Here is a 17152-nt window from a genome sequence, read left to right on the forward strand (position 1 = left end):
GCGCCGCCCCCCCCCCCCCCCCCCCCCCCCCCCCCCCCCCCCCCCCCCCCCCCCCCCCCCCCCCCCCCCCCCCCCCCCCCCCCCCCCCCCCCCCCCCCCCCCCCCCCCCCCCCCCCCCCCCCGGCGCGGGGTCGGGGCGCGGGGTCGGGGTCGGCCGCGCTCAGCCGGGCGGCGTCGTCACCACAGCGTCATCGAGCGGCGGAAGATGCCCGCGACGTCGTCCTCGGTCACCTCCCGGGGACAGGTGGCGAGCAGCCGCTGCTGCTTCATCGTCCCCGCGACCAGGTCGGGTACGTCGCCGTCGTCGAAGCCGACCGCGGCGATGCCGTTGGGCATGTCGATGTCGCGCATCAGGTCGGTGAGCACGGTCGGCAGGAACTCGGCGGGGTCGTCGGGCTCGCCGGCGTTGGGCGCGAGCAGCTGCGCGGCGCGCACGTGCCGCTCCGGCGCGGCCGCGAAGGTGAACCGGAAGGCCTCCGGCGCGGTCAGGGCCACCGACATCCCGTGCGGCACCATCGGCTCGCCGGCCGGGTAGTCCTTCGGGTGGAAGTCCTTCACCTGCCCGGCGATCGGGTAGGCGTTGGCGTGCGGGACGTGCACCCCGGCGTTGCCGAACCCCATCCCGGCGAAGGTCGCGGCCATCGCCATGTCCCCCCGCGCCTGCCGGTCGTCGCCGTGGCGGACCGCCCGGCGGAAGGACCCGGCCAGCAGCGACAGCGCCTTCTCCGACCACATGTCCGAGATCGGGTTGGAGCCGCAGTAGGGCACCCGTTGCTCGGCGGTCTTGCGGTCGTAGGTGGTGTACCAGCGCGCCGTGTAGCTCTCCAGCGCGTGGCAGAGGATGTCCATGCCCGACGCCGCGGTCACCCCCGGCGGCTGGGTGAGGGTCAGGTCCGGGTCGACGACGGCGAGGGTCGGGCGCAGCCGGGCGTGGCTGATGCCGGTCTTCACCCGCTGCGCGAGCACGTCCATCACGCAGATGGTGGTGCTCTCCGACCCGGTGCCGGTCGTGGTCGGGACGGCGACCAGCGGCTTGAGCGGCTCGGTCGGCGCCTTGCCCCTCCCCACCGGCACGTTGACGTAGTCCAGGAGCTCGCCGGGGTTGGTGGTGAGCAGGTCGACGGCCTTGGCGGTGTCGATGGCCGACCCGCCGCCCACGGCCACGAACGCGTCCCACGGCCCCGACGCGCGCGCCTCCTCCGCCGCCGCGGTGAGGCTGACGTCGGTGGGCTCGACGTGCACGCCGTCGTACACCCGCGCCTCGATGCCGAAGCGGCCCATCTGGTCGGCCACCCGCTGCGGCAGCCCGGTGGCCGCCACCCCGGGGTCGGTCACCACCAGCACGCGGCGCACGCCGAGCCGGCTGAGGTCGAAGCCGATCTCCTCCGACGCGCCGCTGCCGAACTTGAGCTGCGGCGCTCCGTAGGTGAAGACGGACTCGGGAACGGGGGCGCTCACGGGGACCTCCGGGACGGCCTGGATCGGGGACGGTCGTCGGTGCGTCGATGGTGCCCGCTGGTCGTGCCCGGCACCACAGCGCGGCGACGCCCCGGTCAGCCGGCCGTCTCCGGCGCCGAACTCGTACCGCCGCGCCGGGCGGCCCGGGCGGCGCGGGCGCCGACGGCGCCGGTGACGACGACCGCGACCAGGAACAGGCCGTAGGCCCACACCCACCCGTCGCCGGTGTCCATCTCGGGCAGGTACCAGACCAGCGCCACGAGCTCGAGCGACCCGAAGACGGTGTAGGTGACGCCCGCGACGAACAGCCGGCCGAGGTCCCGGTCACGGAGGACCAGCGCCGCGGCGACGCCGAGGGCGAGCAGCCAGGCACCGATCACCTGGGAGCTGAGCGGGGTGATCTCCCACGGCCAGAACGACGTGACGGTCTCGACGTGGTGGTGCACGAACAGCCCGCCGGCGAAGAGGACCCCGCCGGCCGCGAGCAGCAGCACCCCCTCGACGGCCAGCAGCCCGGCCAGCCAGCCCGGCACCGGCCGCAGCACCGCCGGCCGCCCGGTGCGGCGGACCTCCTGGGCGAGCACCACCGCCAGGCACAGCGCCGGGACGATCAGGTAGACGGCCAGCCAGGTCCAGGCCGTCACCCGGGCCACCGGCCCGCCGCTGAGCAGGTGCAGGCGGTGGGTGTGGACCAGCGTCGCGACGCACGTGACGACGGTGACCGTGAGCACCGGGATCCGGATCCGGCTCCAGCGGTCCTCCCGCAGCGACAGCGCCGACAGCACCGCGCCGGCGCCGTAGGCCGCGCCGAGGAACGCGGCGGTCGGCTCGGTGCGGATCGTCCAGGCCCAGTAGCGGTCGGCCACGTCGGCGAGGACGAACAGCTGGTTGACGGCGAGCAGGGTGAGCACCAGGAAGGCGACCAGCAGGCGCCGGGTGCCGGGGCGGACCTCCTCGCCCGTCTCCCGCGCCCGCTCCTCGACCTGCCCCATCGGCTGCCGCCAGCCCCTCGGCCCGGGTCCCCCTCCTGCGCCGGACACCGCGACCGGCGCCCCAGGCTCGCGCGCCCGCCTCACCTGCGCCAGGGCCCATCGGCCTCAGCCGCGCACGTTCTCCGTCCAGACGTCCCAGCCCAGCCGCACGATGAGCGCGCTCACCACCACGAGGAAGACGACCCGGATGAACCCGGTGCCCCGGCTGGTCGCCGTCCGGGAGCCGACGTAGCCGCCCAGCGTGTTGGCCGCACCGAGCGCGAGGCCCAGGCCCCAGACCACCGACCCGTGCGGCACGAAGAACGCCAGCGCCCCGAGGTTGGTGGCGACGTTGACGATCTTGGCCTTGGCGCTGGCGTTGAGGAAGTCGTAGCCGAGCAGCGACACCAGCGCGAAGACGAGGAACGAGCCCGTGCCCGGCCCCAGGACGCCGTCGTAGAAGCCGATGACCGCCCCGACCGCCAGCGCCGTGCCGTGGTGCCGGCGGCCGGTGTGCCGCAGCGCCGTCACCTCGCCCAGCGACGGGCGGAGCGCGGTGAACAGCGCGATGCCCACCAGCGCGACCACGATGACCGGCTTGAACACCTCCGCCGGCAGCAGCGCCGCCACCGACGCCCCGCAGAACGAGCCCACCAGGGCGACCGCGGCCATCGGCAGCGCCGTGCGCAGGTCGGGGTGCACCCGCCGCTGGTAGGTGACCGCGCTGGTGGTGGTGCCGAACACCGACCCCAGCTTGTTGGTGGCCAGCGCCTGCACCGGGGACAGGCCCGGGACGAGCAGCAGCGCCGGCAGCTGGATCAGCCCGCCGCCCCCGACGACGGCGTCCACCCAGCCGGCCGTCAGCGCGGCGAGCAGGACGAGGGCGAGCAGCGGCCCGGTGAGGCCCTCCGGGAGGAACGCGTCGGTCACCGGCAGCCCGCCCGCACTGCCGGCGTCCCCGTCGTCACGGGGACCCAGTCTCCCCCAGGCGCGCGGCTGCGGAACGGGCGGGTCCGGCCGGGCCGCCGGCCGCGGTCAGACGCGGCCGGCGGTCAGGTCGCGGACCTCGGCGTAGCGCTCGCGCACCGCCGGGGTCGGGTCGGCCTCGTGCAGCTCGGTGCCCGGCCGCTCCCACGCCGGCGGCTCAGCGTCCCCGGACAGCACCCAGGCGGCCTGCCGGGCGGCGCCGTCGGCGACGTACTCCCCCGGCGGCGGCACCAGCACCGGCACGCCGAGCACGGCCGGGGCGATCGCCCGCACCGCGGCCGACCGGGCGCCGCCGCCGACCAGCAGCACCCGCCGCACCTGCGCGCCGGTCGCGCGGACGGCGTCCAGGCCGTCGGCCAGCCCGCACAGCAGCCCCTCGACCGCGGCGCGCGCGAGGTGCGCCGGGGTCGACGTCGCGAGGGTGAGCCCGTGCAGCGCGCCGGTGGAGTCCGGCCGGTCCGGCGTCCGCTCGCCCTCCAGGTACGGGACCAGCGCCAGCCCGCCGGCCCCCGCGGGTGCCGACAGCGCCAGCCGGGACAGCTCGTCGTGGTCGACGCCCAGCAGCCGGGCCGTGGCGTCGAGGACGCGGGCGGCGTTGAGCGTGGCCACCAGCGGCAGGTACCGGCCGGTGGCGTCGGCGAACCCGGCGACCGCACCGGTGGCGTCGGCGGCCGGGGTGTCGGACACGATCGACACCACCCCGGAGGTGCCGACCGAGCAGACGACGTCGCCGGGCTCGGCGGCCAGCCCGAGCGCCGCCGCGGCGTTGTCCCCCGTGCCCGGCCCGAGCACCGCGCCGGTGGCCGAGGTGCCCGCGGCCTCGGCCGGGCCGAGCACCCGCGGGACGGCCGGCGTGCGGCCGAGGGCCCGCTCGAGCAGGTCGGGGCGGTACTCGCCGGTGGCCGCCGACCAGTAGCCGGTGCCGCTGGCGTCGCCGCGGTCGGTGACCAGGGCGCCGAGGCCGGGCGTCCCGGCCAGCACCCAGGTCAGCCAGTCGTGCGGCAGGCACACCGCGGCGGTGCGCTGTGCGTTCTCCGGCTCGTGCTCGGCCAGCCAGCGCAGCTTGGTGACGGTGAACGACGCCACCGGCACCAGGCCGACGGCGTCGGCCCACGCCCGCGGGCCGCCGAGCTCACGGGTGAGGTCGGCGGCCGCGCCGGCGGAGCGGGTGTCGTTCCAGAGCAGGGCGTCGCGCACGACCCGGCCGTCCTCGTCGAGGCAGACCATGCCGTGCTGCTGCCCGCCGACGGCCACGGCGGCGACGTCGTCGAGCCCGCCGGCCTGCGCCACCGCCTGATCCAGGGCGGCCGCCCAGGCCGCGGGGGCCACCTCGGTGCCCTCCGGGTGCGGCGCCCGGCCCTCGCGCACGAGGGCACCGGACGCCGCGTCCCGGACGACGACCTTGCAGGCCTGGGTCGAGGTGTCGACCCCCGCGACCAGAGGCATCAGCGGGCGCCGAGCAGGTGCTCGAGGGCGAGCTGGGACAGCCGCACCTGGCCGCCCCGGCGGGCGCCGGCGGACTCGGCGTCGAAGTCCTCGAACGCCGAGCGGTCGGCCAGCAGCTGCTCGTGGGACTCGCCGTCGCCGAGGGTCGGCTGGGCGAGCTCCGGGACGGCGGCGTCGGCGAGGGCCTCCTGGACCTCCGGGTCGGCGCGGAACGCGGCGGCCCGCTCCTTGAGCAGCAGGTAGGTGCGCATGTTGGCCTCGGCCGACTCCCAGACGCCCTTCAGGTCCTCGGTGCGCAGCGGCTTGTAGTCGAAGTGGCGCGGGCCCTCGTAACGGGGACCCCCGGAGGGGAAGCCGTTCTCCAGCAGGTCGACGGTGGCGAAGGCGGAGAGCAGGTCGCCGTGGCCGAACACGAAGTCCTGGTCGTAGCGCGGGCCCTTCTGGCCGTTGAGGTCGATGTGGAAGAGCTTGTCCTGCCACAGCGCCTGGGCGATGCCGTGGGTGTAGTTGAGGCCGGCCATCTGCTCGTGGCCGACCTCGGGGTTCACACCCACCAGGTCGGCGTGCTCGAGGCCGTGGATGAAGGCGATGGCGTGGCCGATGGTCGGCAGGAAGATGTCGCCGCGCGGCTCGTTGGGCTTGGGCTCCAGGGCGAAGCGCAGGCCGTAGCCGCGGTCCTCGGAGTACTGGGCCAGGGTGTCGATGCCCTCGCGGTAGCGGTCCAGCGCGGCCTTGAGGTCCTTGGCACTGTCGACCTCGGTGCCCTCGCGGCCGCCCCACAGCACGTAGGTGGAGGCGCCGAGCTCGGCGGCGAGGTCCATGTTGCGCATGACCTTGCGCAGCGCGTACCGGCGGACGCCGCGGTCGTTGGCGGTGAGCGCACCCTCCTTGAACACCGGGTGGGTGAACAGGTTGGTGGTCACCATCGGCACGACCAGGCCGGTGTCGGCCAGCGCCTGCTTGAAGCGCTCGATGGTCTTGGCGCGCTGGTCGTCGTCGCTGCCGAACGGGATCACGTCGTCGTCGTGGAAGGTGACGCCGTAGGCGCCCAGCTCGGCGAGCTTCTCGACGGACTCGACCGGGTCGATCGCCGGACGGGTCGCGTCACCGAAGGGGTCGCGGGCCGGCCAGCCGACCGTCCACAGACCGAAGGTGAACCTGTCCTCACGGGTGGGCTGCAGGGGCATGGGGATCCTTCCGCCGGGCACCGGGGCGCTCGTCCGGGTGACGCGGGCCACCGCTTTTGTGCTGCGGTAGAACATAAACGATCCACCCGGCTAACCTCAACCCGTGTCCGACGGCCGCGTCCTCACCGGTGCCCGGCAGTCGACGCTGCGGGCGACCAACCTGGCGCTGGTCCTGCGCGCGGTGTGCGCCGACCCCGGCGAGCTGTCGCGGGCCGGCGTCGCGGCGGCGCTGGGCACCACGCGCGGCACGGCGTCCCGGCTGGTCGACGACCTGGTCGCCGGCGGCCTGCTCGACGAGGTCGAGCGCGGGCCGGCGTCGCGCCGGGGCCGGCCGGCCACCCCGCTGGCACCGGGGTCGGGGCCGGCGGGGCTGGGCATGCAGGTCGACGCCGGGCTGGTCGCGGTCCGGGTGGTCGACCTGCGCGGGCGGACGGTCGCCGAGCGGCTGCACGAGGAGGACCTGCGCGGCAGCGACCCGGTCGCCACGCTGGACCGGCTCGGCCGGCTGGGCGCCGAGGTGCTCGGGTCGCTGCCCGCCGGTGTGCGGGTGGTGGGCGCCGGGCTCGCGCTGCCCGGCCTGGTCGACGCCGGGCGGGGCCTGCTGCTGCGGGCGCCCAACCTCGGCTGGTCGCGGGTGCGCCCCGCCGACGTGCTGGCCGACCTGCTCCCCGACGGGCTGGTCCCGGTGCTCGGCAACGAGGCCGACCTCGCCGCGCGCTGCGTCGCGCAGAGCGCCCCGGGCCGGCCGGGGCCGCACCGGGACTTCGTCTACCTGTCGGGGCAGATCGGCATCGGCGGGGCCGCGGTGCTCGGCGGCCGGGTGATGACCGGCAGCTCGGGCTGGGCCGGCGAGATCGGCCACGTCTGCGTCGACCCGGCCGGGCCGGACTGCCCGTGCGGGTCGACCGGGTGCCTGGAGCGCTACGCCGGCCGGCTGGCGCTGCTGGCCGCCGCCGGGGTGCCCGCCGACGCCGGCCCCGCGGAGCTGCGGGCCCGCGCCGAGGCCGGCGACCCCGGCGCCCGCCGCGCGCTCGACCGCGCGGCGTGGGCGCTGGGCGTCGCGCTGGCCGGGGTGGTCAACGTGCTCGACATCCCCACGGTGGTGCTCGGCGGTCACCTCGCCGAGCTGACCGACCTGCTGCGCCCGGGGCTGGAGGAGCACCTGGCCCGGCGGGTGCTCTCGGCCCGGTGGCGCCGGCCGTTCGTGGCGGCGGGCGGCGCCGTGCCGGCCGCGGGGGCGACCGGCGCGGCGCTGCGCGCGCTCGACGCGGTGCTCGAGGACCCGGTGCGCTGGCTGGCGCCCGCGGCGCGGGAGGTCGCGGCTCAGCCCACGTAGTTGACGTGCACGTGGTCGTAGTGGTTGGCCGTGACGCCGCCCCGGTCGGCCATGGTCGACCACGAGCCACCCGGCGAGGAGAGCATCCGCTGCTCCCAGATGAGGTAGTCGACGCCGAGCTCGTCCCAGTGCTCGACGTGGTACTGCACGATCGCGTCGCCGAGGGCGGCGTCGGTCAGCACCATGTAGTCCAGCGCCAGGCCGGAGGGGTGCCCGCCCGGGTCGGCCGCGCTCGCGCGGGTGCCGCCGAGGGTGATCGACGCGGCGCCGGGGACGTTGCTGACCACGGCGTCGGCGGCGGCCTGCACCACCGAGCGCACCGGGCCCGAGGTGTTGGTGATCCGGGCGACGCGGGAGGCCGTGGTCCCCGACGACGAGGACGAGGCCGACGACGAGGCGGCCGGGGAGGACGCCGCCTCCGACCCGCCGGACTCCCCCTCGGCCTCCTCCGCCGCCGCCTGCGCCTCCGCGGCCTCCGCGGCGGTCTGGGCCTCCGCGGCCGCGGCCGCCTCGGCGGCGGCCCGCTCGGCGGCGGCCTGCGCCTCCGCGGCGGCCTGCGCCTCGGCGGCGAGCCGCGCGGCCTCGGCCGCCTGCGCGTCGCGCACGGCCTGGTCGGCACCGGCCTGCGCCTGTGCGGCGGCGGTCTCGGCGGCCTCGCGGCTGCCGCGGCTGGCCGCCAGCTCCTCGAGCACCTGCAGGTCCTGCGGCTGCACCTGCGGGACCTCGGTCGCGGTGCCGGTCTGCGCGGGCAGGCCCAGCGCCTGGGCGACGGTCACGGTCTCCGACGTCCCCGCCTGCGCCTCGGCGGCCGGGTCGGGGCCGACCAGCACGTTGGCCACCAGCGCGCCGGCGGCGGCGACGCCGAGCAGCAGCGCGGGGCGGCGGACGGGGGCGCGGCGGGACCGGCGGGCGGCGCCGGCGGCGGGCCGCGGGATCTCGGCGGTGGGGGCGTCCATCGGGGGGAGGTGCTCCAGGGGTACGGGCACGGCGCGGCCGGCGGCGGCGCCGTGGAGGGGTGCGGGGCAGTGGGCGGCACCGGCCGTCGGGGCGACGCGGGCGCACCGGCGGGCACCACCCGAGGAGCTCGGGTGGGCGCGGTGCGGCGTCGGGACGGCCGGGCGCGGTCAGATGCGGGAGCGCACCCGGGTGCGGCGGAGCCGGCGGGGTGGTGCGGTCGTGCTGCAGAAGCGCGCCATCCGGCGGGCTCTCCGTTTCTCCCGTGGGCCGCCTACCGGGTCAGCTGACGGGTTCGGGCGGGAAGCAGCCCTACCCGCGGCCGGACGGTGTCCGGCGGGCGGGATTCACCCCAGTGGTGCGGTGGGTCCCCGGCTCGCCCGGGAGGGCGACTCGGCGGCATCCGTCCGGACTCCCCGGACGGGGACTGACGGCCGGTCGGACGGCGGCCACGGTAACCGTCGTTACCGCACCGTGACAATCCCGCGGCGGCGGAGCGTGACGAGCATCGCGTGTCGCGGCGGCGTGTCGGGCCGTCAGGCGCCGAGCAGCCGCCGCAGCCAGTCGACCTGGGTGCGCACCGACCACAGCGCGAGGCGGCCGGGCACGGTCACCGCGGCGCGGGCCACCCGCACCCCGAGCCGCACCAGGTCGGCGTACTCGGCCGGCCGGGGTGCAGGCGCCGGGCGGGCGGCGCGGCGCGGGGCGGACGCGGGCGGGGCCGCCTCCGCCTCGGGCTGCGGACCGGGCGCCGTCCCCTGCTCCGGCGCGGGGGCCCCGGGCACCAGCAGGTCGAGGCCGCTGCGCCGGCGGGGGTCCCGCAGCGAGGCGAAGGAGGGGATCTCCGGCGCGTCGGGCGCCCCGTCGTCCTCGGCCGGCAGCGACAGCTGCCCGTCGCGCGCCGCCGTCCCCGATCGGGGCAGCGGCGTGGGCGGCTCCGGCACGACGCGGCGGATCGCCGTCACCAGGCCCGCGCCCAGCCCGGGCACGGCGGCGAGCTCACGGCGGCTGAGGGCGGCGAGCGCGGCGACGTCGGTGATGCCGGCGCGGGTCAGCGCGGTGACTGCCCGGGTGGGCAGGCCCAGCGTCTCGATCGTCCCCGCCGGAGCGTCCCCCGGTGACCTGGTCGGCATGGCGGAGGACCCTAACCGCCCGCGGTCAGCCGGCCGCACCCGTGTCGGGAGCCGCGCTGCCCCCGTCGGGTGCCGACGACGTCGCCGACCCCGGGGACGTCGCGCCCGACGACCCCGACGGCGCGGGCTCCGAGGGCTCGCTCGGGGCGGGCTCCGACGGCTCGCTCGGGGCCGCCCCGGTCGGGTCGGTCGGGGCCGGCTCGGTCGGGGCGCTGTCCGAGGGCGCCGGCTCGGTCGGCGCGGGCCCGGTGGGGTCGGTCGGGGCCGGCTCGGTCGGGACGCTGTCCGAGGGCGCGGGCTCGGACGGGGCGGGCTCCGAGGACACCGCGTCCGAGGGGGCCGCGTCGGAGGGGGCCGCGTCGGAGGGCGCGGGCTCGGCCGGCGCGGGCTCGGCCGGCGCGGGCTCGGGGGACGCTGCGTCCGGGGACACGGCGGCGTCCGACGGTCCCGGTTCCGCGGGCGCGGGCTCGGCCGGCGCGGGCGCGGCCGGGCCGGACCCGGACGGCACCGACAGCGCCGCCTCGGGACCCTCACCTCCCGCGGGCGCACCGCCCTCGGGCGCCGGTGCCGGTGCTGCCGGGGTGACCGCGACGCGCAGCGTCACGGGGGCGCCGGGCTGCAGCGGGACACCGACCGGGTCGAGGCCCGAGACCGTGCCCGGCTCGACGGCGGTCGTCACCTCGTCCTGCCGCTGCACGGTGAGACCCAGCGCGGTGAGGTCCGCGGCGACGTCGTCAGCAGGGCGCCCGACGTGGTCGTTGGCGGCGAGGACCACCGAGCCGGCCGCCGCGGCGCCCTCGCCGGTGCCGGCGCCGGTCTCCGCGGCCTGCGCGGGAGGCTGCCCGCCGCCGGAGCCACCCGGCCAGAGGAGGACCGCGAGCAGGCCCGCGAGCAGCACCGCCAGCACCGGCACCAGCACCGCCGGGCGCCGGCGCGGCGACCGCGAGGCACCGGACACCTCCGCGGTCTCCCCGGGTGGCAGGTCGTCCGGGGACACCGGCTCCGGGGAGGGCACCGTGACCGCGGCCGTCTCGACCAGCGCGGCCGACGGGGCCGCGGCGACCGCCCGGGAGGGCGACGGCGCCCCGGGGCGCGGCCGGGCGGTCTGCTCGATCGTCTCCTCGACGGCGGTCAGGAACGCGTCCGCGTCGGGCAACCGCTCACCGGGGTCCTTGACCAGGGCGGCGTCGATGAGGGAGCGGACGCCGGGCGGGACGTCCTCGGGCAGTGGCTCGGGAGCCTCGCGCACCTGCTTGAGCGCCACGGTGACCGGGTTGGTGCCGTCGAACGGCGCGTGCCCGGTGAGCGACTCGTAGCCGACCAGGCCGAGGGCGTAGACGTCGCTGGCCGGGCTGACCCGGTCGCCGGCGGCCTGCTCCGGCGACATGTAGCGGGCGGTGCCGATCACCTGCCCGGTGCCGGTCAGCGGCACGCTCTCCGCCGACCACGCGATGCCGAAGTCGGTGAGCTTCACCCGGCCGTCGGGCCGGACCAGGATGTTGGCCGGCTTGACGTCGCGGTGCACCAGGCCCGCGCGGTGGGCCTCGGCCAGACCCGCCGCCGTCTGCTGCAGCACCGAGAGCGCGGCCTCGGGTTCCAGCGGCCCGTCGGTCGAGAGCCGGTCCGACAGCGGCGCGCCGTCGACGAGCTCCATGACCAGGTAGGCCAGGTGCTCGCCGGTCGCCTCGTCGTCGGACTCGCCGTAGTCGAGGACGGCGGCGATGTTCGGGTGGCTCAGCGCCGCGGCGTGCCGGGCCTCGCAGCGGAACCGCTCGAGGAACACCGGGTCGTCGGCGTACTCGCTGCGCAGGACCTTGACCGCGACCGGCCGGAGGAGCAGCCGGTCGCGCCCCCGCCACACCTGGCCCATGCCGCCGCGGGCGATCAGCTCCTGGAGCTCGTAGCGGTCCCCCAGCGTCTGCCGGCCCGTCTCCAGCGAGGTCACGTCCCTGGCTCCGTCCCGTACTGCCCCCGAGGGGCTGTGTCCCCCAGGGCTCCGTCCCCCGATCCACGCGGCCCCCGTCCGGGGGCTCGTGCGGCGTGCCGGTGGTCTGACGCGCCGCTCCCCTGTGGTTCCCACCGGGCACCGTCCTCAACCCCCAGGTGGGACAGCCCTCGCCGTCCGGCAGCCGGTCGGCGAGGATCCCCGGGAAGCCGCGGCACCGGCGCCGCGGAGGCACCCGGAGGTCGCCCGTGGACTCGGCTCTCGCCACCGTCGCCCTGCCCGCGGCCCTGGCCGTGGTCATGCTCGGCCTGGGCCTGTCGCTGACCGTCGACGACTTCGTCCGCGTCACCCGCCGGCCGCGGGCCGCGGTGGTCGCGCTGGCGCTGCAGCTGCTCGTGCTCCCGGCCCTGTGCTTCGGCCTGGTGGTGCTCGCGGGGCTCGAGCCGGTGCTGGCGGTGGGCATGGTGCTGCTGGCCGCCTCCCCCGGCGGGACGACGGCGAACCTGTTCAGCCACCTGTTCCGCGGCGACGTCGCCCTCAACGTGTCGCTGACCGCGGTGAACTCGCTCCTCGCGGTGGTCACCCTGCCCCTGGTCACCAACCTGGCGGTCGCGGTGTTCGACCCGCCCGGCGCCGGGGAGATCGGCCTGCAGTTCGGCAAGACGGTGCAGGTCTTCGCGATCGTGCTGGTGCCGGTGGCGCTCGGCATGCTGGTGCGGCGCTGGTCGCCGGCCTTCGCCGACCGGATGGACAAGCCGGTGCGCGTCCTCTCGGCGGTCGTGCTCGCCCTGGTCATCGTCGGCACCGTCGTCGCCGAGCGGGAGAACGTGGCCGGCTACCTGCGCGAGGTCGGGCTGGTCGCGCTGGCCTTCTGCCTGCTGAGCCTGCTGATCGGGTTCGCCGTCCCCCGGGCGGTCGGCGTCGGGCACCGGCAGGCGGTGGCGTGCGCGTTCGAGATCGGGGTGCACAACAGCACGCTGGCCATCGCCGTCGCGATCAGCGTGCTCGGCAGCGTGGAGCTCGCGGTCCCGGCCGCCGTCTACGGCGTGCTGATGTTCCCGGTGGCGGCCCTCGTCGGGTGGGCCATCACCCGCTCGGCCCGCTCGTCGGAGCGCGTCCCCGCCTGACCGGACCACCGGCGCGCCAGCGCCGGGACGACCTCCGCGCCGGCGGTGCCGGCAGCGGCCCACCCGAGGACGACCAGCCAGGCCAGCGGGTCCAGCGGCGTGCAGCCGAAGAACCGGCTGACCCCCGGGGTCTGCACGACCAGGGCCAGCACCGCCAGCGACCCGGCCGCGGTGGCCAGCACCAGCGGGCTGCGGCGGCCGGCCCAGGCGGTCTGGCCCAGCTGGGTGGCGATCAGCGCGGCGAGGCCCATGGTGCTCGCGCGCCGGCGCAGCAGCGGCGGCCAGCCGGTGGCCCACGCACCCACCGCGCCCGCCGCGGTGGCCGCGCCGCGGACGGCGACCTGGTGCCGCACCGCCTCGGTGAAGCCGCGGTAGGGCCCGGCGAGCAGCACCGGCGCCAGCGGGTGGCCGGCCAGCGGCCCGTCGTCCGCGTCCGGGGCGGCCGCCCGCGGCTGGGCGACCGCGACGGCCAGTGCCGGGAACATGTCGGTGAGCAGGTTGACCAGCAGCAGCTGGCGGGTGCCGATCGGCGCGCGCCCGCCCAGCGCGGTGCCGAGCACGGTGAAGGTGACCTCGCCGGCGTTGCCCCCGACGAGGATGGCGACGGCGTCGCGGACGCGGGACCACAGCGCCCGCCCCTCGGCGACCGCGTCGACCAGCCGGGTCAGGTCCAGGTCGGTGATCACCAGGTCGGCGGCGCTGCGCGCGGCGGGCGACTCGGCGCCGGCCACGCCGACCCCGACGTCGGCCAGGCGGATCGCGGCGGCGTCGTTGACCCCGTCGCCGGTCATCGCCAGCGTGGCCCCGGCGCGGCGCAGCGCGGCCACCAGCGTCACCTTGTGCTCGGGGGTGAGCCGGGCGAACACCGCCGACTCCCGCACCAGGCGGGCCCGCTCCCCCTCCGAGGCCCGGGCCAGCTGCGCGCCGGTGACCACCCGGTCGGCGTCGGGCACGCCCGCCTGCGCCGCGATCGCGGCCGCGGTCTCGGGGTGGTCGCCGGTGGCCACCAGCACCCGGATGCCCGCCGCGCCCAGCTGCTCGACCGCCGCCGCCGACGAGTCGCGCACCGTGTCGGCCAGCCCCACCAGGCCGCGCAGGGTGAGCCCGGCCGCCGCCGCCTCGAGGTCCTCCGGCTGCCCCTCGACCGCCCGGTCGGCGACGGCGAGCACCCGCAGCCCGTCGCAGGCCAGCTCCTGCACCCGGTCGGCGGCGTCCCCGGCGTCGGTGCACAGCCGGAGCACGACCTCGGGCGCACCCTTGACCACCAGCCGGCCCGAGCGCAGCGCCGCGGAGAAGCCGCGCCCGGTGGCGAAGGGCACCGAGGCCTCCGGCTCCCCGTCGCACGCCACGCCGCGGTCGTCGGCGGCGGCCACGACGGCGCGGTCGGTCTCGTGCGCGTCGGTGTCGCCGGTGCCCACCCCGGCCGCGGCGAGGCGGAGCAGGCCGTCCTCGCCGTCCTCGCCGTCCCCGCCGTCGGCCAGCGGCAGCAGCCGCACCACCTGCAGCCGGTTCTCGGTGAGGGTGCCGGTCTTGTCGAAGCAGACGGTGTCCACCCGCCCGAGCGCCTCGAGGACGCGGGCGCTGCGGACCACGGCGCCGCGCCGGGACAGCCGCCGGGCCGCGGCCTGCTGCGCCACCGTGGCGACCAGCGGGAGGCCCTCCGGGACCGCGGCGACCGCGACGGCGACCCCCGCGCTGACCGCCTCGCGCAGCGGCCGCCGCCACAGCACGCCGAGCGCGGTCACCGCGCCGCCCCCGGCCAGGGTCAGCGGGAGCACCGACCGGGTGAGCTCGGCCAGGCGGGCCTGCACGCCCGCCGGCGGCGCCGTCCCCCCGGCCGCCCGCGCGGCCCGCCCGGCCTGGGTGGCCGGCCCGACGGCGACGACGACGGCGCGGCCGCTGCCGGCGACCACGGTCGTCCCGTCGAAGAGCATGCAGCGCCGGTCGGCCACCTCGGCGCCCGGCGTCGCGGCCACGGCCTTGGCCACCGCCAGCGACTCCCCGGTCAGGCTGGACTCGTCGACCTCGAGGTCCTCGGCGGCGAGCAGCCGCGCGTCGGCGGTGACGACGTCGCCGGAGCCCACGAGGAGCACGTCCCCGACCCGCAGCGCGCCCGCGGGCACCTCCTCGGACCCGCCGTCGGTCTCCCGCCGCACGCAGGCGTCCTGCTCCAGCAGCAGCGACTCCAGGGCCGTCTCCGCGCGCATCCGCTGGGCGGCCCCGAGCAGGGCGTTGCCGACGGTGACCCCGCCGACCAGGAACGCGTCCGCGGTCTCGCCGAGCACGGCCGTGGCCCCGGCGCCGGCGCCGAGGACGGGGGTGAGCGGGTCGGCGAGCTCGGCGGCGACCGTGCGCCCGAACCGGACCGGCACCCGGACCACCGCCACGCCGGTCCCCCGCCGCCACGCCCGCGCCAGCGGCCCGGGTGGCGCGTCGTCGGCCCGGGGCAGCTCGGCGAGCCGGCGCAGGACGTCGTCGGGGTCGAGGGCGTGCCACGGCGTGTGCACCGACGGCGCGGGCGGCGGGCGGCGCGCGGCCCGGACCCCCGTCACCGTGCCGTCGAGCATGGTCCAGACGGTCGCGGTCTTGCCCGGCGTCGTCGCCCGCTTCTGCCCGCCGCGGGCCGAGCCGACGGCGGCCAGCAGGCTGCCCAGGACGTTGCCGGTCACCGCGCTCTGCACCGCTCGCCGGGCCACCGCCCGCGCGTCGGTCACCGCCCGCACCACCCGGCAGGCGTCGGCCAGGCCGGACCCGGTGACCAGGTCCGCGCCCCAGGCGGGCGACCGGCCCGGCCGGACGGGGGCCACGGCGACGTCGGCGGCGAGCAGGGCGGCGGTGTCGGCCGCGGCGACGAGCAGCACGCCGGGCCCGTCGGCCTGCAGGCGGCGGACCACGTGCAGCAGCGACTCGTCCGCCGGGGCCACCTCGTCGGCGAGCCCGGCGACCTCGCGCGCACCAGCGTGGGGCGTGAGCACCAGGCGGCACCCGGTCGCGGCCGCGGTGGTCAGCAGCGCCTCGGCGTGCGGGTCGAGCTCGGGGGCGACCAGCACGGAGCCGACCCGGCGGCGCCCGTCGTAGAGGGTCCGCAGCGACGCGCCGGGGGCGTCCGGGGCCTCCCGCGGGTCACCGAGCCGGGTCCCGCGCCGGCCCGCCCCGTCCCCGCCGGTGGCGAGCAGCCGGGCGGCGGCGGTCCAGACGGCGGCGTCGTCCCACCCCTCCGCCTCGGCGGTCGCCTCGAGGACGACCGGCGGGCCGGTGCACAGCGTGCCGCCGTCGACGACCACGACGCCGACGCGGTCGAGGCGGCGGTAGGCCATGCCGTCCAGCGGCAGGACGCCGGCGCGGCACATCAGCAGGTCCAGCGTGGCGGCGAAGCACTCCCGGCCCTGCAGCGCGGCCTTCGGCGAGAGCGCCTTGACCAGGTCGGCCGACCGGCCCGGCCGGCCGGTGAGGGCCAGCACGGTGAGCACGGCGGCGGTCGTCGTCGGCCCGAGCCGGGACTGGTAGCGGCCCACGAGGCCCGGGGCCAGCGGCACCGGCCGCTTCCCGGCGTCGGCGGGGCCGGGGTCGGGGTCGGCCGCGTCCGGCTCGGGGCGGCACAGCTCGTCCTCGCGCCGTTGCCACACCTGGCGCCGGGCGCGCACCTCCAGCACCTGCTGGGCGGAGGCGACGGCGTTGATCGCGGGCACCGTGGGGCTCTGGGTGGCCGAGTGCAGCACCGCCGAGAGCCCCTCGAGGACCAGCCGGGCGCCGAACCGGCCGACCCGCCGGACGAGGAGGTCGGTGAACCAGTCCTGCGAGTCGAGCAGCGTGACCGCCAGCGTGGCGTGCCGGCTGAGGGCGGGGACGGGCAGCACCCGGCCCGTGAGCGCGGCGGCGACGCCCAGCGCGTCCACCGCCGCCGCGGCCGCCGCGGCCAGCAGCGGCTCGAGGTCGGCGGGGTGGTCGGCCGGCTCGTGGAGGACCCCGCTCCGGCGCCCGGCGGTCTGCACCGCCCGGACGCTCTCGACGACGTCCTCCACGTCGACCCGCCGCTCGTCGACGGCGACCAGCACCCGGCCCAGGACGTCGTTGACCGTCGCCCACTGCACGCCCTCGAGGCGCTCGAGCTGCCGGCGCATCGCGCGGCGGGCGTCGGGCGGGGCGTCCGGGGGCGGGGCGGGGACCTCGACCTGCACCAGCCCCCGGTCGGCCCAGACGCGCGGCGTGTGCCGCCCGCCCACCGGCTCGAACATGCCCGAGGCGACCTCGGCCAGTTCGCGCAGCCGGCCGGTGGGCAGCGGGTCGGCACCGGTCACCAGCGTGCCGACCGCCCGCACGCCGGAGGCGGCCGCCGAGGCGAGGTCGACCGGCCGGCCGGCCACCCGGGAGGTCAGCCCGGCGGCGGTCTTGACCGCGGCCCGCGACGAGCCGACGAGCAGCCCGGTGGTGAGCAGGGCCGGGGCGGCGGCCACCTGCGCGCCGGCGACCGCGAGGCGGGCCGTCGCGCGCAGGGCGCGCCGGGCCGTGGCGGCCCGGCGGAGGACGCTCACCCCGCCGTCCCCGTCCGGGTTCCCCGCCGTCCGGCCACTGTTCGCCTCCCCGTGCCCCAGGTCACAGCATCCACCG

General features: G+C 78.3%; 11 protein-coding genes and 1 riboswitch. Of the genes, 2 read left to right on the forward strand and 9 right to left on the reverse strand.

The genetic code is table 11. The annotated features are described in order from the left end of the window. Positions 1-177: 177 nt before the first annotated feature. From ACI79O_RS00005 to xylA, 5 genes are all read right to left on the reverse strand, one after another. On the reverse strand, positions 178-1458 hold the full coding sequence (locus ACI79O_RS00005; protein ID WP_456885654.1) for a hydroxyacid-oxoacid transhydrogenase: 1281 nt from the start codon (positions 1456-1458) through the stop codon (positions 178-180). Positions 1459-1553: 95 nt separating this feature from the next. Then, positions 1554-2450 (reverse strand): hypothetical protein, encoded by an 897-nt coding sequence (locus ACI79O_RS00010; RefSeq protein ID WP_456913046.1) that lies wholly within the window; start codon positions 2448-2450, stop codon positions 1554-1556. 105 nt (positions 2451-2555) lie between these two features. Continuing rightward, a complete protein-coding gene (locus ACI79O_RS00015; RefSeq protein WP_456885659.1) occupies positions 2556-3359 on the reverse strand; it encodes a sulfite exporter TauE/SafE family protein in 804 nt (267 codons plus the stop codon). A 105-nt stretch (positions 3360-3464) separates the two neighbouring features. Then, positions 3465-4862, reverse strand: a complete 1398-nt coding sequence (xylB, locus tag ACI79O_RS00020) for a xylulokinase (RefSeq protein ID WP_456885661.1) — start codon at positions 4860-4862, stop codon at positions 3465-3467. Next, positions 4862-6049, reverse strand: coding sequence for a xylose isomerase (gene xylA / locus ACI79O_RS00025; protein ID WP_456885666.1), 1188 nt, complete (start codon positions 6047-6049; stop codon positions 4862-4864). Before xylA ends, xylB begins: the two co-directional genes overlap by 1 nt. 103 nt (positions 6050-6152) lie before the next feature. Here xylA and ACI79O_RS00030 point away from each other — a divergent pair, with 103 nt between their 5' ends. Further along, positions 6153-7385 (forward strand): ROK family transcriptional regulator, encoded by a 1233-nt coding sequence (locus ACI79O_RS00030; protein WP_456885669.1) that lies wholly within the window; start codon positions 6153-6155, stop codon positions 7383-7385. On the opposite strand, the gene ACI79O_RS00035 is transcribed toward ACI79O_RS00030, so the two are convergent. The 3 genes from ACI79O_RS00035 to ACI79O_RS00045 all read right to left on the reverse strand — a co-directional run bounded on the left by ACI79O_RS00035 (position 7373) and on the right by ACI79O_RS00045 (position 11417). Beyond that, positions 7373-8341 carry a hypothetical protein gene (locus ACI79O_RS00035; RefSeq protein WP_456885672.1) on the reverse strand — a complete coding sequence of 323 codons (969 nt, stop codon included), beginning with the start codon at positions 8339-8341 and terminating at the stop codon, positions 7373-7375. The genes ACI79O_RS00030 and ACI79O_RS00035 overlap by 13 nt on opposite strands. A 253-nt stretch (positions 8342-8594) precedes the next feature. Then, a riboswitch (cyclic di-AMP (ydaO/yuaA leader) is annotated at positions 8595-8748 on the reverse strand. 127 nt (positions 8749-8875) lie between these two features. Beyond that, the gene (locus tag ACI79O_RS00040; protein ID WP_456913047.1) at positions 8876-9472 is read right to left on the reverse strand and encodes a DNA-directed RNA polymerase subunit alpha C-terminal domain-containing protein; all 597 of its coding nucleotides are present in this window, start codon (positions 9470-9472) and stop codon (positions 8876-8878) included. A gap of 25 nt (positions 9473-9497) precedes the next feature. Beyond that, entirely contained in the window at positions 9498-11417 is a 1920-nt protein-coding gene (locus ACI79O_RS00045; RefSeq protein ID WP_456913048.1) for a protein kinase domain-containing protein, read from the reverse strand. 248 nt (positions 11418-11665) lie between these two features. On the opposite strand from ACI79O_RS00045, the gene ACI79O_RS00050 reads away from it, so the two are divergent. Beyond that, positions 11666-12544, forward strand: a complete 879-nt coding sequence (locus ACI79O_RS00050) for a bile acid:sodium symporter family protein (protein WP_456913049.1) — start codon at positions 11666-11668, stop codon at positions 12542-12544. Here the strand turns inward: ACI79O_RS00050 and ACI79O_RS00055 are convergent. After that, complete coding sequence (locus tag ACI79O_RS00055) at positions 12457-17076, reverse strand: HAD-IC family P-type ATPase (protein ID WP_456913050.1); 4620 nt, start codon at positions 17074-17076, stop codon at positions 12457-12459. The genes ACI79O_RS00050 and ACI79O_RS00055 overlap by 88 nt on opposite strands. Positions 17077-17152: the final 76 nt, after the last annotated feature.

The sequence above is a fragment of the Geodermatophilus sp. SYSU D00696 genome, assembly GCF_054050235.1.